Origin of the sequence: Nostoc sp. 106C (genome assembly GCF_002154725.1) — a bacterium.
In the GTDB taxonomy this organism is placed as follows: domain Bacteria; phylum Cyanobacteriota; class Cyanobacteriia; order Cyanobacteriales; family Nostocaceae; genus Aulosira.
In genome coordinates, this window is the sequence record NZ_MTAW01000088.1 from 25,015 (window position 1) to 46,199 (window position 21,185).

A 21,185-nucleotide genomic window follows, 5' to 3' on the forward strand; every position below is an offset into this window, starting at 1 on the left:
TAAGGTTGCATCAAAGATGAATGTTGCTGCTGTCAGTTTTTGCAACAAAATGTAGGTGCGATCGCATCGAATGACAATGCAATTCAATTGCAGACCGATGCATTAATATAACAAGCCGATGCAATGCGATCGCAAGTCGATGCATTAACATAATAAGGCGATGCAATTCGATTGCAGGGCGATGCATTAATATAACAAGCCGATGCGATGTCGATGACAAGCTGCTCCCGCGTCTACGCTTTCAAGACGCTCAAATCTCCGACATACCGCTATTTAGCACGGGGAAGCGGGAGTTCGATGTTTAATTTGCTTCCTATTTCCATAACATTGTTTGCAAAATCTGTCATACCTGCAATTGTTGTAGCAGCTACAGTAGCAGCAGTTAGTAAAGCTGTTAGACGCTTTTTGAGTTTGGGTTTATTCTGTTCTTGTTCTGGCTTTTGAATTTCTGCTTCTACATCATCTATATCAATAATGATGTCGTCGCGGATTTCAGGTGGGAATTGGGCGGCAGTTTGGCGCAGGTTGCCGATCAGTTGCAGAATTTCGCTGATGTTTGCGCCGCTTGTTTGATTGAAGTTAGAGGCTTGCTGACTGGCGTTGTCTTTGACTTCGTTGGCAAAGTTGGCGATGTTTGCGCCTTGAAGATTATTTGTGAATTGAGAATTTTCTGACACAGCCTTTGCCTCAGCTTTATTAATAATTGGTCTACTGACGGCTAGTTTAGCAATCTCTCGCATATCTTCGTATACAGTCCTATCATCTGCATCGTTATCTCCTTTTTGTGATTTTCGACGCGATTCTAGTGATTCGTAGCCGTCTAAAAGTTGACGTAAATCGAGTTTTAATTTTAGTTTGCCGATGGTGACTGTGCTTTCACCCATTGCCTCAAGCCCCAGAAGTTCTTGGTAGTCGAGGGGCGGGTGGTTGGGATGGTTGGGGACAGGAACCCATTCGGTGATTTCGAGATTGGGAAGACTTTTGTGGATTTTATTGAAGACATCGCGGAGGATGCCGAGAAATAAGCGGCGGGTTTCTTTGCGTCCGCTAATGGTGATGAAGATTTTTTTGTCTTCGGGGTCGGCTTTGATGCGAGCGATGTTGTAGATTTCGTTGTGTTCTTCATATTGCAGCATTACGCCACTGCGCCAATAGATTTGGTTATGAATTTTTTCGTGGGTGTTGACGATGAAACGGGAAATGATGCTTTCGGGGAGAACTTTGTAATGGTATTGAAATTCGAGGGTTTCGCCTTGGAGTTCTGTTTCGTCTGGTTGGTCTTTAGGTAGAAGTCCCGCAATCAAGAATTGTGGTGGATAACATTCTAGTTCAAAGCCAAGCTCAAATTCTTTCATCAGCCCGATCAGATAGCCGTGACGCTGGGTGGGATAACGCTCTGGATTGAGGATGCGGATGAGATCGGCGGGGGTGAAAATGCCTTTGGTTTTAGTTTTGAGAATTTCATCGCTCAGGAGCGCGTAAATGCCTTCTGTCACCCAGTTGGGTTTGAGGACGTTGGTATCTTTGAGGATGGGATGCTCGCGGAAGTTGAGAACTAAGCCGAGTCGATGCAGCAGGTCGATCAGTTGCTCTTGGTTTTGTTCTTCGGGAATTTTGTTTTCGTAGCAGATGCCGATATAGTTACCGTAGGTGATGAAGTCTTGGGGCATAGATTCGAGTTGTTGTTTAACCTCAAACCATGAGAGCGGTAGAAGGTCGTAGACTTCTTTTAGCTTGGCGATTTGCTGCAAAATTGCGGTGCGAAGTTCATCAATGCCGATATTTTCTTGGCAGGAGGTTTCGATAATCGCTTGGATGTTAGGATATTTTTCGCGTAATGCCTTGCGGTTGATGTCGAGGGGTTGTTCGTCTTTTTTGTTGCCAACGATAATCACGGGGGACTGTCCGCCGAAGCTTTCGATTAGTTTCAGCCAATATTCGATGCGGTTTTCTTCTTCGCTGGTGCGACAATTACAGACTAGGAGATAGAGGCTGCGCTTAGTTAGAAAAAACTGATGGGTGGCATGATAAATTTCCTGTCCGCCAAAGTCCCAAACATTGAGGCGGATGTCTTTGCTATTGACCTGCACGTTCCAAGTTTGTACATTGAGTCCGTCAGTTTGGGGTTGATTTTTATCATATTTATTGCGGATTAGTCGCTCGATGAGGGATGTTTTGCCGACGCTGCCTTGTCCAATAAGCAAGAGTTTGGCTTCGTTGAGTGGACGCACTTCACCACTACGGAGTAATCGCAAGTAATTGAAAATTTCTTCAACTGAACCAACATCATCAGAAGATCCTAAAATCTCTGGTGAAATAGGAAGCGGATTTCCCCGTAAATCTAGTTTTTCCAGTTTCGGCAAACTTTCAAGCGCCTCTGGAATCTCGGTTATTTTGTTGTTACAGAGGTCAAGCAGCCTCAGATTGGTTAATTTAGCAATCGCCTCTGGAATCTGCGTAATTTGGTTCTTATAGAGTTTAAGCTCCGTCAGATTGGTTAAATTAGCGACAACCTCTGGAATCTGCGTAATTTGGTTAGAACTGAGGTAAAGCTCCGCCAGATTGGTTAAATTAGCGACAACCTCTGGAATCTGCGTAATTTGGTTGTTATGGAGGTGAAGAGTATTCAGATTGCTTAAATTCACGATTGCCTTTGGAATCTCGGTAATTTGATTCCAACTGAGGAGAAGCCGCGTCAGATTTGTTAAATTGGCGATCGCCTCTGTAATTTGTGTAATTTGGTTTTTATACAGGAAAAGCGTAGTCAGATTAGTTAAATTCGCGATTGCCTCTGGAATCTGGGTAATTTGGTTGTAACTGAGGTCAAGCTGCGTCAGATTGGTTATTTTTGTGATCGCTTCTGGAATATTGGTGATTTGGTTAGAACTGAGGTAAAGCTGCATCAGATTGGTTAATTTAGCCAGCGCGTCTGGTATCTCGGTGATTTGGTTTTCACCGAGGTCAAGCCGCGTCAGATTGGTTAATTCAGTGAGCGCGTCTGGTATCTCAGTGATTTGGTTGCCACCGAGGTCAAGCCGCGTCAGATTGGTTAATTTAATTAGCGCGTCTGGTATCTCGGTGATTTGGTTGCCACTAAGGACAAGCCGCGTCAGATTGGTTAATTTAATTAGCGCGTCTGGTATCTTGGTTATTTGGTTGCTACTAAGGTAAAGCTGCCTCAGATTGGTTAATTTTGCGATCGCATCAGGTATTTCAGTTAGCTCTACTCGAATTAAAATAAGTTCTTCTAAATGTAGTATTTGCGTTACCACATCGGGAATGCTCTCTAAAGGATTGCCACTAATATCCAACTTACGCAAATTAGGCAAACCCAATAGTTCGAGTGGAAGGATTCTTAAATTATTGCCTGAAACTTTTTCGACAATGCGGCCTCCTACTTCTTCATAACCTTTAACCTTCTTTCCCAAAATCAAAGACTCAAGCTGCTGCAATTTACCAATTTCCCCAGGTAACTCAGTCAACTCTTGCCCCGACAAGTCTAACTCTCGCCAACCCTCAGCCGCCGCGCGATCTATCAGTAGCAATAACTCATCCTGCGTCATAATTCCTAGCAAAAGGGTAAAAGGAAAAAAGATTGATAAAAATTATACAAAAGGCAGGAGGCAGGAGGCAGGAGGCAGAAGGTCAAACTATTGCTATCCCTAGCATTCACGCTTTCAAGATATTCTAACTTATGTGAATATAGCCATAATGACTTGATACAATTCAATTGTAGGGCGATGCATTAATATAACAGCCCGATGTATTGGCATAACAGAGCGGCGTATTAATATAACAACTCAATGTATTGGCATAACAGGGCGACGTATTAATATAACAGCCCGATGTATTGGCATAACAGAGCGGCGTATTAATATAACAACTCAATGTATTGGCATAACAGACCGATGCAATCAAATTGCCACAAGATGCTTCACCACTCTGAGTCTACGCATTACAAATTTTTATCGTCAGCTTATGACTTTGGACGTAGTTCAAATGCCATTTGCGAACGGTAAAAGCAAACATCAAATTCTAGAAAAAAGTTCATCCGCCCTAACAGTAATGGCACATTATCTGTAAGGCTCCATGCAAAAACCAATCGCACAGGCGAAAAAGTACCAATTTGGGCTGATAAAACTAATCCTCTGGCTTCAACAGGTGCTAAATTACCAGCTAGTTGCACGGAAGTATTCAATTCTTCCCAAACTGCTCCTAGTTGAATACCTAAAGAGTAAGGTAAAACGTTAATGCTGGCTCCTGTATCTAGCAGTCCAGTAACTTCTACAATTGAATTTCGGTAAGCTAATGTCAAAGGTAATAGTGGTACTGCGTCAATATCGCCAAATGCATCAGGTGCTTCAATAAAAGGAAACCTTTGAGCATTAACCATCGCTTGGTTGTCTGTCTTCTTCCAAAAGTGCGCCTAGCTTCAAAGCAGCATCATGGGAATTAAACGGAGACCACACTTGATAAGTAGCTCCCGGTTGCAGTGACAATGCTTCTTCATCTGCTAATTCTTGAACTAAAAACTGCATGACCTGTAATTTTTCTGCACGAGACAGATTTCGCAAGGTCGGGAATAATTCTGCTATGCTCATCTGGGCGGAGAAAGAATAACTAGATATGATTTTAACTTGCTGTAATTGGACAAATATTAATAAGTTATAAGTTGAAACGCGATCGCATTTTTCATCGCTACAATCAATTTGCTACAAGATGCGATGTCTACGACAAGCAGTACTCTTCGAGAAGCCTCGCTCCGCTCGTCTACCGCGTCTACGCATTCAATACGCTCAGAACCCCAACTTCTTGAAGAAGTCGGGGTTCTTGTTGTTGACTATATTCAGTCTTGTTAAGTGGAAAATGCTGGTTTTACAGCTAAGTTAAGGTTGACGCTTTCCTCGCTCAACTCGGCAAGTTTGCCAACAGTAGCATCAATATTTTTCCTGGCATCGCCAAACAACATCAGGGTATTGTGCTTGTAGAATAGAGGATTTTCCACTCCAGCGTAGCCACTAGCCATACTGCGCTTCATCACTATCACAGTGCCAGCTTTCCAAACCTCCAGGACTGGCATTCCCGCAATCGGGCTATTGGGGTTTTCTAAAGCGCTGGGGTTAACAGTGTCATTAGCACCAATGACCAATACTACATCTGTCTCAGTGAAATCCTCATTGATTTCATCCATCTCTAATACGATGTCGTAGGGCACTTTCGCTTCCGCTAACAGCACGTTCATGTGTCCCGGCATACGACCAGCTACAGGATGGATACCAAAACGAACTTTAATGCCGCGATCGCGCAGTCGTTTGACAATTTCTGAGACTCCATGTTGTGCTTGCGCTACTGCCATACCGTAGCCAGGGACGATGATCACGCTCTTGGCACGGGATAGGAGTTCAACTGTATCTTCAACTGTAGTTGAGGTAACTTTACCCTCTATCTGTTCGCCATCTCCAGCACTTGCACTTGTCTGAGCGCCAAAACCTCCTAAAATGACGCTGATGAAGGAACGGTTCATGGCTTTGCACATGATGTAGCTGAGGATCGCCCCACTACTACCTACCAAAGCACCTGTAATGATCAGCAAATCGTTCGATAGCATGAAACCAGCAGCAGCAGCAGCCCATCCTGAGTAGCTGTTGAGCATGGAAATCACTACCGGCATATCAGCACCACCAATTGCCATGACGAGATGAATGCCTAAGACTGAGGCAATTGCAGACATGATCAATAGCGGTTGCAGTCCAGTTATTGCCTCTGCACCAATAAATTGGCTACCAAGCCAGATTGCAGCCGCAAGCATAGTCAAGTTCAGTAAGTGCCGTCCTGGTAGTAGTAACGGTTTGCTGCTGATGATACCCCGCAGTTTACCAAAGGCAATAATCGAACCTGTAAAGGTGACTGCACCAATAAATACACCAACAAATATTTCTATTTGGTGAATTGTGGATTCTACAGGCGTGAGCGATCGCGTTTCTTGGAGATAATTGGCAATACCTACGAGAACTGCGGCTGCACCCACAAAACTATGCAGAATTGCCACTAGTTCCGGCATGGAAGTCATCGCCACCCGCGAAGCAACAATTGCACCAATCACGGCTCCAGGGATAACAACTGACCCCAAGATGCCATAAGCGTTCATATCTAGGGAAAGTGCGGTAGCTACGAAAGCAATCAGCATTCCCACAATGCCGTAAACATTGCCTTGGCGAGCAGTTTCCTGGTCAGACAGTCCCCCAAGGCTGAGAATGAATAAGGCGCTAGCCACAATATACGCCACTGTCAGTAAGTTATTTGACATATTTTTGTTCTACCTTTGGAACATCTTGAGCATTCGTTGAGTGACTAGGAAACCGCCGGAAATGTTAATCGTGCCTACGAGAATTGCGATCGCTCCGAGAATAGTAGTAGATGAACTCGATCCTCCAGAGATTTGCAGCATCCCGCCAATAATGATGATGCCGCTAATAGCGTTGGTAACGCTCATCAGCGGTGTGTGCAAAGCCGGTTTCACATTCCAAATCACTTGCCAACCAATAAAGCAAGCTAGGACAAACACGATGAAATGAGAAAGAAATTCTGGAGGCGCATTAATCCCGATGCCAAGTAAAGCTAAACCAACTAACAACAGCCAAATCATGTTACTCCCACCTTTCGCCGCACTGGGAACTGGAGAAATTGGTGCAGTTGCTAAGACTTGAATCGGCTCTTTGACTTTATCTTCACTTTTGCTACTTTTGTTTTCTGTTACCTCTACTTTTTTCTCAATCTTTGGTGGGGGATAAGTAATCTCGCCAGCATGAACTACTAAGGCACTCCTAACTACCTCATCTTCGAGATTGATTTGGAAATTACTCGCTCCACCCATGTCTTCGAGCAGATGACAAAGATTGTTACCGTAAAGTTGACTGGCTTGTTGCGCCATCCGGCTGGGCAAATCTGTCAAACCCACTATCGTTACTCCCTTGTAACGGTAGATTTCACCAGGATGAGTACAAGCGCAATTACCACCTTGCTCTGCTGCCAAATCAACGATAACTGACCCCTCTTTCATGCTCTCAACCATTTCTTGGGTAATCAGCACAGGTGCTTTTCTACCTGGGATGAGGGCTGTGGTAATGATGATGTCAACTTCTTGAGCTTGAGCAGCAAACAATTCCATCTCAGCTTTGATAAATTCGTCGCTCATCACCTTGGCGTAGCCGCCTTCACCAGTACCGTCTTCGGCAAAGTTGAGTTCGAGAAACTCTGCACCTAAGCTTTCTACCTGCTCTTTTACTACCAAGCGTGTATCAAAAGCTCGTACAATTGCACCCAATCCTTTAGCAGTACCAATTGCTGCTAATCCCGCTACACCAACCCCAATAATCATCACCTTTGCAGGTGGCACTTTGCCCGCTGCGGTAATCTGACCGTTAAAGAAGCGCCCAAAGTGGTTAGCAGCTTCAATCACCGCACGGTAGCCAGCGAGATTTGCCATTGAACTTAAGGCATCCAGCTTTTGCGCCCGACTGATACGGGGGATTGCATCCATCGCCAACACTGTAGCTTGGCGTGCTACCAGTTTTTGTAGTAGTTCAGGATTTTGGGCAGGCCAGATAAAACTGATCAGCGTGCTTCCCTGATGCAGAAAATCTGCTTCATGTTTACATTCATCAGGATGCATTTGGGGTGGGCGCACCTTAAGTACAATATCTGCCTCTGCCCATAAAGTTGCAGCATCCGGAGCAATCTGGCAATTTGCTTGAGTATAAGCATCATCAGCAAAGTTTGCCGCATAACCAGCATTTCTCTCAACCAGCACATCAAATCCAAGCTTTTGCAACCGTTTGGCTGTGTCTGGCGTAGCTGCTACACGGTGTTCGTCAGGATAGACTTCCTTTGGAATACCAACCTTCATTGGTGTTCTCCTTTTGATTTAGCTGAGTTCCCCAAATAAAGAGAGACACTAAGCAATTCAAAATTCGGTGTTGCTAAATTTCAGGATGAATGTCTCATGCAGAGGCGCAGAGAAGATAAGGATTTTGAAATTTTAATGTTGTAATTTCATCTTTTGTTTCAGCAACGCCAAAACATTTTGTTGTTGATAGCTATCCTAGCTGCTGGCTGTATGCAAGTTAAATTTGTAACCCTGAAAGCACAAAGGATTGAGGAAAATCAGGATTCTAATATTTCTTTTGATATGTTGCTAATGGCGATCGCCGCTAGCCGGAGGTTTAGATCTTGCACCAACCTCAAAAATACTCTGAAATAAATTTCGTTACGCCCATCGCACGCCACTTATTGGAATCCTAAGAACTCTCCGAAGACTGTGCGCTAACGGCAAACCGCTTTTCAGGTGTCTACAGCGGAAGCTGCTCCAACAACCTTTGTACACAAAGTGTCTTTGCTTTTTGCCTCCCTCACTCAGGTTTTATGTTTATATTTGGTTGAATTACTTATGTTAAACATAATATTTAGTATAGTGTATTGTATCTAAATTTGTAGTAATTCTTCACAAGTTTTGAGTAAATTATTACCATAAAAAACTTGTTGCCATCATATATTTTTAAGTTTTACATTTAATTGCAGAAAACAAAACTTTGTATTAAATTAGTATTTAAATTAATACAAGTCTATAGTTATTTTATAAAGCAGATATGTAATTAATCCAGAATATATTTTGCGTATTTTTAGCGAAGTTTATTGTAGCTATGCTAATAAATTAAACCAAAATATAGTATTATACTATATTCATATATACTAAAAAATCTTAATTCTAAGTCTGTAAATGAACTTTGCATTAGACTTTAATATTTACTAATGAGACTTAGTTGGCAATTTTTAATTATAAAATTACAAAAAATAATCCTGAATTCTGAGGTAATAACTCAGGATTCAGGTAGTAGGTATTAACAGAGGGAAGACTTAGCTTAAAGGAGCGAAATTCTTAACAAAGCATGGAGAAAAACTATAATATTGCAAGATAATAGTGCTCTTACCTGTTAATTCAATTGAATTTCAACTATTAAATGTGCCAGGAAAGCTGACTAGCTTTAATTAATAAATTAACACTATATATCTAGGGGTAAATATATTGCAACTAAACTTTACCTTTAGGAAAAAAAGATCTAGAATTGCCAATTACTCAACTAGAGACTGACTCAGATGGCTTTCCGTACCATTACTAGTGCTGGTAACCAAAGAGCGATCGCCACTGCAACTTATGCTGCTTATACCGCTACAGATGGCAAACCTTTTAACCCTTGAGTCAACAATCATTGGAATCCTGCTGATTCATACAAACGTTTGAGCATGGCGGTAATCTTTGCACCATAATCTAAATCTGCTGACCAGCGTCCTGATAACTGATCAATTAATGGAGCAATACCACGCGTAACAAAACGAAACCTGGGATCTACTACTTCGTTCACCAAAGGTTCTAAACTGGCGTAAGCTTTTAAATGTTGGATGTGTGCTCTCACACCAATTCTGGCGCTTTCAAAAGAAGCTGCTTGTGAACTACCGCCAATCGTACCTAAGCCTGCAAAGTTATTTTGCTCAGGTCTAATATCGCCACCAAAGCGTAAAAATCCAGTTTCAACACACATTTGACAAAAGGCAATATCATAGTTTATACCCTCTGCACTAGCTTCTTCTCGATAGAGTTTTGGGATGTCAGGAAATTGCACTAAAGCATTTTCATTATTGTTTCTCAGAAATAGCTGTAACTGTACTTCTGAAGTATTACCATTCGATATAATCCGGTCAAATTGCCCAGGGCAGACAACTAAAATTGAACGCAAACTTACAGTGCGAGTAGCCGCGTCCCAACTGACAGAAACATTAAAATCTCGCAGTTCAATGGCTTTTACATACACAACTTTATGATATGTAATTCGGCGAACTTCAGGTATTTTTGATAAATCAACGCGTAAACGATCTACTAAATCAATTGGGATATAAGCATTGCCATTAATCAGTATTCCTTGTTCTGAGTATTTCTGTCCATTAATATTAATATTAATGGGCGGATAAGTTGCTTCTGGAGTATTTCCTTGACTGGGGTCGATCGCCCGGCTCCAAGAAGCCAATCCATCAGCAATTCCTAAAGCAAAATCGCGGCGGCGATTTTGCAATAAAGACCTGTCATCAGGATTGCTGAGAAAACCTACCTGCATTAACAAAGAAGGAATCGCTGTTTGGCGGCAGAATATTAGCCGACCTAATCCGCTATCTGTATCTGGCTTGACGCCGCGATTTGGCAACTGAGGTACGCGGCGCAACAGTCCCAACAATAAAAGTTCAGCATTGCTTTTGCGCTGCTCGTTATTGGCAATGTAGAAGACACTAGCCCCCCGCACATTGGGACTACTAGCTGCATCAGCGTGAATTTCTAACGCCACATCAGTAGAACGACCACGGGAATTTATCCAGGCGATAGTATTAGCAGCACTCAGATCATCGGGAACTGATAAAACTTCAAAGCTCCGCGCCCGCAATTCTGTTACAATCAAATCCCGCAACAGAATCATTTCTCTAGCTTCTGTTGTCCCACCAGCGATCGTCCCTGGATCAATTCCCCCAGCTTCTTTGCCTCCGTGAGCAGCAGAAATAAATATACGCCCCATCTTCAGTGTTTCCTCTTATAAGACTCAGCCTAAGCAATCCTATATTCATTCTTGGTTGAGCAACAACAATATAATAGCCATCAGGAGTCCTTGATCATTTGTCCTTTGTTATTTCTCCCAAGTTGATGACCAATGACTAACGATCGATGACCACCAATGACTAATGACTCATGAGTAAATATGCAAATTCCCCGCTTGCACCCAGATACAATTGAAGAAGTTAAACAACGTGCTGACATTGTAGATGTCATCTCTGAGTACGTAGTTTTACGCAAGCGTGGTAAAGATTTTGTGGGTCTATGCCCCTTCCACGATGAAAAAACTCCTAGCTTTACTGTGAGTCAGACCAAGCAGATGTACTACTGCTTCGGCTGTCAAGCTGGGGGAAATGCCATTAAATTTTTAATGGACTTGGGAAAGCGTTCCTTTGCTGAAGTGACTCTAGATTTAGCGCGGCGTTACCAAATACCAGTGCAAACCTTAGAACCTGAGCAAAGGCAAGAATTACAACGACAGATCTCTTTGCGCGAGCAGCTATATGAAGTTCTCGCTTCGACAGCACATTTTTATCAACACGCCCTGAGACAATCTCCAGAACAAAAAGCACTACAGTATCTCCAACGCGATCGCCTACTCCAAGAGGAAACAATTCAGCAGTTTGGCTTAGGTTATGCTCCCGCAGGTTGGGAGACACTCTATCGTTATTTGGTAGATAGTAAACACTATCCAGTGCAACTGGTAGAAAAAGCGGGATTAATTAAACCCCGCAAGGAAGGGGGCGGTTATTATGACGTGTTTCGCGATCGCCTAATGATTCCCATCCGTGACATTCAAGGGCGGGTGATTGGCTTTGGCGGGAGAACCCTTTCCGATGAACAGCCCAAGTATCTCAATTCCCCAGAAACCGAGCTTTTTAGTAAAGGCAAAACTCTCTTTGCCCTAGATCAAGCCAAATCTGGGATTTCTCAACTCGATCAAGCTGTAGTCGTAGAGGGATATTTTGATGCGATCGCCCTCCATGCTGCGGGGATTAATAACGTTGTCGCTTCCCTGGGTACTGCTCTAAGTTTAGAACAGGTACGTTTGGTATTACGCTATACCGACTCTAAACAATTGGTGCTCAACTTTGATGCTGATAATGCTGGAACTAATGCCGCAGAAAGAGCGATTGGGGAAATTGCCGAACTGGCATATATGGGCGAAGTCCAGCTAAAGATTCTCAACATCCCCGATGGTAAAGATGCTGATGAATACTTACACAGCCATACCCCAGAAGACTATCGCCAACTGTTAACCAATGCACCACTCTGGCTCAATTGGCAGATTGATCAAATCACCAAAGACCGTGATTTAAAACAGGCTACAGATTTTCAGCAAGTAACTCAGCAAATAGTAAAGTTGCTGAAAAACATAGTTAATAATGATACGCGTAACTATTATATTTCCTACTGTGCTGAAATCCTCAGCTTAGGAGATACCAGACTAATTCCCTTAAGAGTTGAAAATTTGCTGACTCAAATTACTCCTAGTAACACCTACTCTCAGCCTCTACCAGGAAAGAGAAAATGGGAGAATGGCAGATCTTCTCAAACTTCAGTTGCCAAGCCGCAATCAACTGTTGCTGCGAGCGATCGCGGTTTATTGGAACGAGCAGAAGCTCTATTGCTACGGATTTATCTACACTGTCCCGAACAGCGTCAAGTTATTTTAGACACATTAGAAGAGAGAGATTTGCAATTTAGCCTTTCTCACCACCGCTTTTTGTGGCTACAGATTGTAGAAGTACCTAGGGGGATGGAAGTAGATTTAGTCTCAACTCTGCAAGACAAATACCCAGAGTTTCCTGAAGAGATGGGCTTAGTATCTCATTTGTTTCATCTTAACGAGAAAAGCCAGAAGGAAATATTGCGTACTCCTCAAGTTGTTCAAGCTGCGATCGCTTGTATGGAAAGGGTATTGCGAGAAAAGCGCTATCGACACTTTTTGGAAATGTGGCAAGAAACCGATCCTGAAGCAGAACCAGAGCGATGGCAATCATATTATCAAGCTTTTTATACCGAAAAGCTGCGGCTTCAGGAACTAGACCGTCAACGGCAATTTTCAATTACAGACTTGTTATAGGCATCCTATTTATTAGTGTTTATCCGGGTATTGGATAGTTTTTTTAAGGATTATCAAGAATAAATTTTCGAGAATTTTTGAGAATTAATATGTTATTTTCCTTGATTAAATCACCTGTGCAAAGCACTGGTAAGCGCTCTTGATAAGCTTTAATAGCGAGGATATATTCATGGTCAGCTAGTTCGGTTTTAATTAAACGCAATTTATCGAAAACCACACCAAGTAATGTGATTTCAGCACTTAATTGGTCAGCATTAGGGGCTTCAATTCGCATCACAACTCCCTGAATTTTAATATTAGAGGCATTGGTTATTAGATCGCTTAAAATTTCAATTTGTGAGCGATTTTCGACTTCTTCTAATATTTTGAGAGCTTCTTGAATGCGAGTAGGATAATCACCAAGATGTTGCTTATTTGGTAACAAAATTTCAAACTCACCATGTTCTGGTTCTTGTTTGAGCCAAACTGTAGCATTATCAAGAAAGGGACGGTCTTCATGCCATCCATGAGATTGCAAGTAATGCTTTAGTTGTTGTGGTTCGATAGTTTTGAGAATATCTGCATCCCGCACGGTAACTTTCGTGTTGCCTCTATTTTTGAATTTTGAATTTTTTACTCCTCTTGATCCCAATCATCATCTTCACTCCAATACTGTTGCGGTGCATCGCCGTGAATTTCTAAAATCTTGGCTTTTTTAATTTTGTTATCAGGTGGATTAATTGCTTCTAATTGCACATCAAATTCCCAATTGTCGCCAAAATCGTAAAGATAGGTCATGCTTGTACCCGGTTCTAGCGGTAAATCACCAATGCGGACTTGATCAGCAAATGGGGGTAATTCCATGTAGGGATGTCCAATTTTACAAGTGCGACCAAAACGGTCTTTATAACTAAATTCGTATAGGTGATCGTAGTCAAAATCAAAAGCATCAAGGATTGTACTAGCTAACCAGCTTAATTGTCTCTTAGCTGGTATGGCAATACGCCGCCAAGACCTAGAGACGGATACTTTAAAAATATAAATACCGTCAGTGAAGCCTTGTTTAGGAAGAATTAAATTATGCTCCCATTCTGGGAAAAAAGGCTTAAAAGTTGGCTGCAATTCGCCAAAATTTATATTTACCTCATCCTCAAATTCTCCTGACATCCCAATGGGAAAGAGTAACCTAAATATGGCATCACCCAGAGGTGAGCGCTGCACATTAGTAATGCGCCAGCCTTTGCCTTCTTGAGGCTTTCCCTGTTTGATAGCTAAGAATCCAAATAATTCTAAAAGTGCGATATTATACAATCCAGGATAATAACTAACATCCTGTTGGTCTTCATATTTAGCAAATTTTAAGCCTTTATCGGGAACACGCACCCAAAATTGAATACACTTAAATAAATTATTCCATGTATCTTGACGCTCACCCAGAATCTCGTTATTTCCCCAAATTAACCAGGCTTCTAGTAAAGTGAAATAACGTTCAGTTAAGTTGAGGCTAGTCCAAGCTTCTAAGACAGCTTCATCTAATACTAAAAGTTGTTTTTTACCTTGAGATTTAATTTGAACTATTCCCGAACTGCGTAATAACAGATAAAGTCCATTGATGTAAGGATATGATTTTTGTACAGGACGTTTAAGTTTAGTGTCAATTGGGTGACTCAACCGTAAATTAAGTTCTGATAATACTTTTAAAGGCAGAAGATTATTAACGCTACTTACTTCCACACCTTTTGGTTGCAGAAAATTAATGAGAGTCTGAAAGTCACGCAGAATTGTACCTGGTTGATTTTCATCAATGCTTAGTTCTTTGAGGAGTTGCTGCTGTGACTCTGTTAAGGAAGGCAGTTCAGGATTGAGTGTACGTTCTAATTTCGCAAATAAATCTTCCATAATTTAAAACTAAATTAAAAATTCAATTTAAATTTAACCTTGTGTGTAATTCTTTGCTGTTTGTACTACGAATGAAGAAATGCACAAACTTTAGCAAAGATGAATGGTAATATTTTCGCTTGCAAGTTGAAAATCCTATAAATTTGATATGAACAGTAACACTCGCCTGGAGATGATCCTAGCTGACACGCCTGTTGGCATGATATTACCTGCGATCGCTCAACTTAACCTACCTGACTGGTGGTTAGCAGGTGGTGCAGTGCGAAATACTGTTTGGCGTTCGATTTTTGGTAATGACTGCGAGTTAGTTATCAAGGATTTTGATATTGCATTCTTCGATCAAAAAGGAAACCGTTCTCAAGAACTAGCAGCAAAAGCTACACTCACAGAACAGTTTCCTCACGATCAGTTTGATGTCAAAAATCAAGCTAGTTTTGGTCGTTGGCGTCCTGGTCGCAGACCCTACAATAGTACAGAGGACGCAATAAAGGAATGGTTACATACTGCTACTGCCGTAGGAGTTCGGTTAGATGCACAAGGGCAATGGCAATTTTTTACCCCTTACGGGTTGGATGATTTATTTAATGGCATTATCCGAACTACGCCTGTGCATACTTATAACCCAGATGCTCATAAAAAAGCATCTGGCTTCCTGCAAAAGTGCCCCTATTTACAATTAGCAGAATGCAATTCTAATTAAGGTGAGTTGGATGTCTTCAAAGAACCCCACTTCCATTCCTCTCCCCGCAACGAGGAGAGGCTTACAACGTTTTTCAAGTAAATAGACCACGCGGTAGGAAACATTAGACTTCTTGCAGAAGTCGGTTAAAGGGAAAGGGGAAAAGAGGAAAGGAACTCAAAACCCTTTCCCTTTAACCTTTTCCCTTTCCCCCCTCTTGCAAAAATCCGAATAAGAATAAAAAACCACAGATGTAGACACGAAGTGGCTTCCCGTAGGGTACACCGATAAACACAGATATTTATCTATGGTTTGATTTTCAAAACATTGACTTATGCAAGAAGTGTAATCATCTTACTGGTGCCGTGCCCCTACTTTGGATCTGTGGTTCAATAACCTGGAAACATGCTGTAAAAAGTTGATGTTTCCATTGTGAGAAATTTGATTTTCTGCCCAAAATAAAAAATTGTGGACAAAGCAAGTTTTAATTTTTAATTTTTAATTTTGAATCGCTTAGTTGGCTCTCAAAGCGGCTATAAACAATTTGAGTAGGATACCAAGTAGAAAACCAATACAAATCTTGAATAACTTTGTGAGAGTTATTGTTATCTATCTCAAACTGAACTAAGGCTAAATTATTTAATCCAATCACTTCGCGTCCATCTTGAAACCAGGATAATTTCCAAAACGTTAAATACTGCAACCATATCCATTTTTTATTTTTCGCTTGTTGCTTGGAAGTCATCAGCCATGCCATATTATTACCAAAATCAGCAGTCTGGGTAATTTTTCGCGGAATCCATTCCATTACACCATTCCATTCAGGCTGACGGGGTGACAGATAATTGCGGCGGGATTTATTAGGAGAAATTTCTACCATATAAGGTGAATTTGACCATCCTATCCAATGTCGGCTTTTTTCTGGTAAAAGCCATTGTTTGAGCCGTGTATGAATGATTTGAGTAATAGTCTCTTCATTTTTAAAGGGGCTAGCCGTTAACTGCACTAAGACAGAATTTGTTTGAGAACCTGAAGAAGTTTTGCTATAAGATAGGCGGACAACAGAACTGTAGTGAATATCCCCAGAAAGAACAATAACTTGTTGGCGTTGCTCAAATAAAGTTGTGAGAAACTTCGCTAATGCTTCGTAGTTAATATTCCAAGCATCTCCCACATCTACGCCATAAACTTTTTCTCGTTGTAAATGCCAATGGTGAATCCAATCAATTACTTTTAGACCAAAGAGATTCGTCGGTGCAATTACAAATGTAGCTTGCATTTGCGATCGCCCTTTGGGTTTATGTGTTGCTTGTTCTAGAGGCTGAGAAAGTTGCTGCCCAAAGGCTTGGGGAGATAGCAACATTGGTGGCGCAATTGGTTTTTGATCGGCAGGATAACCCCGCCATGTGCGTGTATCTAAAACAATTACTTCATGGCAAAAACTCCGCACTGTATAATGCCAGGTAAGTGCTTCAGAATCTCGATCTAGCACCAATACTGAGCCATATTGAATAAACTCTGGTAAGCCTGTGCTGGGGTTGATGGGTGGCATTCCTAGGTAACGAGCGATCGCATCCCCAGCTACAGCATCCATCCCTTGAGAAGCCGACCATTTCTCAGCCGCCTGCAATAATTTTTCTCCAGGTTGACCACCTGTAAATTGCTTTGGTGTATTGCCCCATGCTTGAAAAACTGCATAAGCTAACAGGGCGTTTTGAACGGTTCTGCGTCCCAAAGGTCGTCCTAGTACTCGCAAACACCAAGCTTGGTTAAGGTTCCAGTCATCGCTGACATCATGGTCATCGAAGATACTATACATGGGAATATTTGCCAAGGCACGCCGCACTTTCCAAAGGGTGTGGATAAATTGCCGCATATCCCGCACTTCTTTGTCCCAGCAACGGCTAACTCGATGACCATCCATAACCTCTCGTCCTTTAGGAAAGCTAGTCGGCCAGCAGACTGGAGACCAAGCTAACAGGTAAGATGCGTAATACTCACCTAAACTTAGCAGGTGACTGTTAACCTTGGCAGTTTTATTGTGTAATCCGGCGGTGAAACCAGCTTGGTTAGTTGCTACCTCAGCCCGATGTCCGGGAAGTAGTTGTTTTGGTGTGTAATAACTGGCATCTGTAGCTGTTTGCTGTACAAAAGGTAGCCGTTCTTCCCAACCCAGCAGCGCATCGCCCAACTGACTGGATACCCACAACAGCGGATCGGCAACATCATCACCATAAATCTGGTCGCCAGTCAGGAAAAGTTGATGAGGTCGTTTTCGCGGCTGGTTTGCTGCTTTCTCAATCAAGCAATCGAGAATCGGTAAGGCATCAAACCCATCACCGTGGGGTTTGCGACAGGAACCATGTACAATTTGCAAATCTTTTAAATCATTTGGTGGCAGGGCAAATGTTGGTTTTTGATGTGCAAAATAGCTGATGTTGACATTGGGAAAGCGGTGAGAACACAAGGCTTGCGCTAATGTTTGCTCAGTCTGGGAAGATTCCTCAATAAATTGCAAGTCGTATGCATATATGCGATCGCTAATCAACAAATACTTACCCGCAGATTCAGCCGTTACTGCCACAATATGTAGCGATTCTCCCAAAGCAAAAGTAGAACGTTTGCCTTCAAATAAACAATTTGCGATTAATGCACCGTCATTAGCTGTCTCGTAAACTCGGAGTAGCACTTCACAAGGACGTTTAAGCGCTACCCAAACTGTAACTGTTTCGGGTTCTGTATGTTGTAACAATGGCCCCGCCAAAATCAGCGGCAATTCTTGTAAAAATTCGTCTCCAAAAGGGTAGTTCATTGCCAACTGTGCAAGCCTTCTTTGAACCGTATTGCAATGGTTATGTGTTTTTCTGTTGCAAGCTTGACAACAAACTACTTTTTATAGTACAAATATACTATTAAGCGTTGCGATTTTGCATAAGAATTTAACACTCTCAACTGAAAAATATCATCTCTACGCCAACAGGAGAGCAAAATTAATGAAGTTATCGAAAATGGACTTGAGTAGCTTGATTGCGATCGCTCATTCTGACGGACATTTGCAGTTATTGCTCGATCGAGGCGACGAGATAGAATTTTTAGAAATCCCTGCACCCATCCAAGCTTATGAAGGATTGCGAGAACTAAACGAGATTGTATCTGAACCTGCGGCACTTCCTCCCCAAGAAGAACCTATTGCCCTATTACCAGTTAGCTCATCAATGGCCGCTGCGATCGCCTACGATAGTCACGAGCAAACTTTACAGGTTGAGTTTCGTAATGGAGCAGTATATGAGTATTTCGGAGTAGATGAAGACACTTGGGAAGATTTTTATTCTTCTGACTCAATAGGCAGTTTTTTTAATCAACAAATTAAAGGAAGATTTGACTGCGAACAAATTGGCGACGAGTGAAAAAAAGATTAAATTTGTCAAAAGGTTGAGCCTGTTTCTCTAGCGTTTCCCAGCTACCTGAAGTACTAGATTTAGATCCCCGATTTCTTGAAAAAGTCGGGGATTTAAGCAGCAATTTTTGCTAAAGTATGTGAAATTATACTCAATAGTTTAAGTTTCTTAACTGTTTAATTATTCTTAACAAAAAATCCGCAACAAAACTGAAATTTCTCTCTTTAAGTAGAAGATTCAATATTATTTCTCCGCTACACTCTACACAAAGATAGATTATTTGATATTAGCTGGTAATTTATTTACTTTTGCAACTATCAGGATAATAGTTGCAAAAAGTTATTTGGCTAAATTTTCATTAAATAAATTTAAATTTTATTTACAAGTGCGGGAGTACAATTGCCGTGTCTTCGTTAAAGACTTTTGTACAGCAGCCAGAAACTCGGACTGCATCTCGTTCCGAGTTTTTGAAAGAAGTAGGTCAAGTAGCTGGTGTTACTCTCTTATCAGTCACTATGCTGGCAAGTTCTGTTCTTGCTGGAGGACTAGTTGGTTTAGCAGTTAGTTTTCGGAATTTACCAGATGTCAGACAACTACGGAACTTTTTACCAGAAGAAACAACTTATATTTATGACATTAAAGGTAAGCTTTTAGCAGGTATACATGGGGAAGCCAACAGAAAAATTGTAACGCTAGATGAAATTTCCCCAAATTTAAAACGAGCAGTATTAGCTAGTGAAGATAGCCACTTCTACAACCATCACGGAATTAATCCCGGCGGTATTGGACGTGCTGCGTTAGTCAATTGGGCAGCAGGTAGTATCCGGGAGGGCGGTTCTACAATCACCATGCAGTTGGTGAAAAATATATTTCTATCGAAAAAACGTGCTTTTACTCGAAAAATAGCAGAAGCGGTACTGGCAGTTCGGTTAGAGCAAATTATTAGTAAAGACCGAATTTTAGAAATGTACCTCAATCAAGTTTATTGGGGTCACAATAACTATGGTGTGCAAACAGCAGCACGAACTTACTTTGACAAATCAGCAGCAAATTTGACTCTGGGCGAATCTGCATTGATGGCAGGTTTGATCCAAGCGCCAGAACAATTTAGCCCTTTTGTAAATATGAATTTGGCCAAACAAAAACAAAAGGAAGTTTTGGGACGAATGCTGCAACTGAAATGGATCGGTCAGCAAGAATATAATGATGCTCTCCAGCAAAAAATCAAACTTGGTAAAATCAGGTCATTTCAAGGTAGTGCTCTTCCTTATGTAACCAATACCGTAGTTCAGGAAATAATTAAAAAGTTTGGGCGTGATGCATTACTTAAAGAAGGAATGCGGGTACAAACCACAGTAGATGCCAACTTCCAACTGATGGCAGAAGAAACTATTAAGAATTGGCATAAAACACTTGAAGGTCGGGGGTTAAATAAAAATCAAATGGCTTTAGTCGCTATTGATCCCCGCACGCACTTTATTAAAGCATTAGTAGGTGGTATAGATTCAAAATCTGGCGAATTTAACCGAGCAACTCAAGCACAGCGTCAACCTGGATCTTCTTTTAAGCCATTTGTTTACTACACTGCCTTTGCTAGTGGTAAGTTTACACCAAGTACAACGGTAGTCGATGCTCCAGTTAGCTATCGAGATGGTGATGGTTGGTACTATCCACGGAACTACGATGGTGGCTTTATGGGAGCAATGCCGATTCGTACTGCCTTAGCACTATCTCGTAATGTGCCTGCGGTTAAGATTGGCAAAGCTGTAGGAATAAATAAAGTGATTGACACCTGCCATACCTTGGGAATTAGGAGCCAAATGGTTGCCGTAAGTTCTTTACCATTGGGTGCAATTGGTGTGACACCGCTGGAAATGGCTAGTGCTTATGCCACCTTCGCAAATTATGGCTGGCAATCACCTCCAACGGCTATTGTTCGGATTACTGATAGTAGTGGCAATGTATTGTTAGATAATACTCCTAAACCTCAACAAGTTCTTGACCCTTGGGCATCAGCCGCATTGTTAGATGTAATGCAATCGGTAGTTACTGAAGGAACTGGTAAAGGTGCTGCTATTGATCGGCCAGTTGCAGGTAAAACAGGTACAACTTCTTCAGAAAAGGATATTTGGTTTATTGGTTCTGTACCGCAGTTAACGACAGCCATCTGGGTAGGAAGAGATGATAACAAACAATTAGCCAGTGGTGCGACAGGTGGAGGTATGGTTACTCCCGTCTGGAAGGATTTCATGCAGAAGGCGCTTAAGGATGTACCAGTAATGAAATTTAAACCGCCTTCTGAATTTCCTCGACCTAAGCCAAATTAAAATAATTCGTCATTAAGACGCCATTTGTAGAGACGCGATTAATCGCGTCTCTACAAATGGTGTATTTGTCGCATTCTTTTTTCAAATTGGTATTAGGAATATGGAGATGATCTCAGAGGGTGACAACCTACCTATAAAGGTTGCTGCATAAGGGATAGGGCATAGA

The 21,185-nt window shown here is 41.7% G+C and carries 13 protein-coding genes; 4 read left to right on the forward strand and 9 right to left on the reverse strand.

The window, feature by feature from the left end; genetic code table 11:
• Window positions 1-269: 269 nt before the first annotated feature.
• The 6 genes from BV375_RS10055 to BV375_RS10080 form a co-directional block, all read right to left on the reverse strand.
• Window positions 270-3,563: a leucine-rich repeat domain-containing protein gene (locus BV375_RS10055; protein WP_086759966.1), complete on the reverse strand. Its 3,294-nt coding sequence runs from the start codon at window positions 3,561-3,563 to the stop codon at window positions 270-272.
• 413 nt (window positions 3,564-3,976) lie between these two features.
• On the reverse strand, window positions 3,977-4,393 hold the full coding sequence (locus BV375_RS10060; RefSeq protein ID WP_086759968.1) for a retropepsin-like aspartic protease: 417 nt from the start codon (window positions 4,391-4,393) through the stop codon (window positions 3,977-3,979).
• Window positions 4,386-4,601, reverse strand: coding sequence for a hypothetical protein (locus BV375_RS10065; RefSeq protein ID WP_086759970.1), 216 nt, complete (start codon window positions 4,599-4,601; stop codon window positions 4,386-4,388). The genes BV375_RS10060 and BV375_RS10065 overlap by 8 nt, the downstream gene beginning before the upstream one ends.
• A gap of 254 nt (window positions 4,602-4,855) precedes the next feature.
• Window positions 4,856-6,307: a Re/Si-specific NAD(P)(+) transhydrogenase subunit beta gene (gene pntB / locus BV375_RS10070; RefSeq protein WP_086759972.1), complete on the reverse strand. Its 1,452-nt coding sequence runs from the start codon at window positions 6,305-6,307 to the stop codon at window positions 4,856-4,858.
• Between the two features lie 9 nt (window positions 6,308-6,316).
• Window positions 6,317-7,906, reverse strand: coding sequence for a Re/Si-specific NAD(P)(+) transhydrogenase subunit alpha (gene pntA / locus BV375_RS10075; protein WP_086759974.1), 1,590 nt, complete (start codon window positions 7,904-7,906; stop codon window positions 6,317-6,319).
• A gap of 1,357 nt (window positions 7,907-9,263) precedes the next feature.
• A complete protein-coding gene (locus BV375_RS10080; RefSeq protein WP_086759976.1) occupies window positions 9,264-10,616 on the reverse strand; it encodes an N-acetylmuramoyl-L-alanine amidase in 1,353 nt (450 codons plus the stop codon).
• Between the two features lie 180 nt (window positions 10,617-10,796).
• Between BV375_RS10080 and dnaG the strand changes: the two genes are divergently transcribed.
• Window positions 10,797-12,737, forward strand: coding sequence for a DNA primase (dnaG, locus tag BV375_RS10085; RefSeq protein WP_086759979.1), 1,941 nt, complete (start codon window positions 10,797-10,799; stop codon window positions 12,735-12,737).
• Between the two features lie 43 nt (window positions 12,738-12,780).
• Here dnaG and BV375_RS10090 read toward each other — a convergent pair whose 3' ends face one another.
• Both BV375_RS10090 and BV375_RS10095 read right to left on the reverse strand, forming a co-directional pair.
• Window positions 12,781-13,308: a hypothetical protein gene (locus tag BV375_RS10090; RefSeq protein ID WP_086759981.1), complete on the reverse strand. Its 528-nt coding sequence runs from the start codon at window positions 13,306-13,308 to the stop codon at window positions 12,781-12,783.
• A gap of 41 nt (window positions 13,309-13,349) precedes the next feature.
• A complete protein-coding gene (locus tag BV375_RS10095; protein ID WP_086759983.1) occupies window positions 13,350-14,615 on the reverse strand; it encodes a plasmid pRiA4b ORF-3 family protein in 1,266 nt (421 codons plus the stop codon).
• Window positions 14,616-14,763: 148 nt separating this feature from the next.
• On the opposite strand from BV375_RS10095, the gene BV375_RS10100 reads away from it, so the two are divergent.
• Window positions 14,764-15,315: a nucleotidyltransferase family protein gene (locus BV375_RS10100; protein ID WP_086759986.1), complete on the forward strand. Its 552-nt coding sequence runs from the start codon at window positions 14,764-14,766 to the stop codon at window positions 15,313-15,315.
• 463 nt (window positions 15,316-15,778) lie between these two features.
• Here BV375_RS10100 and BV375_RS10105 read toward each other — a convergent pair whose 3' ends face one another.
• Window positions 15,779-18,106 (reverse strand): PhoD-like phosphatase, encoded by a 2,328-nt coding sequence (locus BV375_RS10105; protein ID WP_086759988.1) that lies wholly within the window; start codon window positions 18,104-18,106, stop codon window positions 15,779-15,781.
• A 181-nt stretch (window positions 18,107-18,287) separates the two neighbouring features.
• Between BV375_RS10105 and BV375_RS10110 the strand changes: the two genes are divergently transcribed.
• Window positions 18,288-18,701, forward strand: a complete 414-nt coding sequence (locus BV375_RS10110; RefSeq protein WP_086759990.1) for a KTSC domain-containing protein — start codon at window positions 18,288-18,290, stop codon at window positions 18,699-18,701.
• Between the two features lie 395 nt (window positions 18,702-19,096).
• A complete protein-coding gene (locus BV375_RS10115; protein ID WP_086759992.1) occupies window positions 19,097-21,019 on the forward strand; it encodes a transglycosylase domain-containing protein in 1,923 nt (640 codons plus the stop codon).
• Window positions 21,020-21,185: the final 166 nt, after the last annotated feature.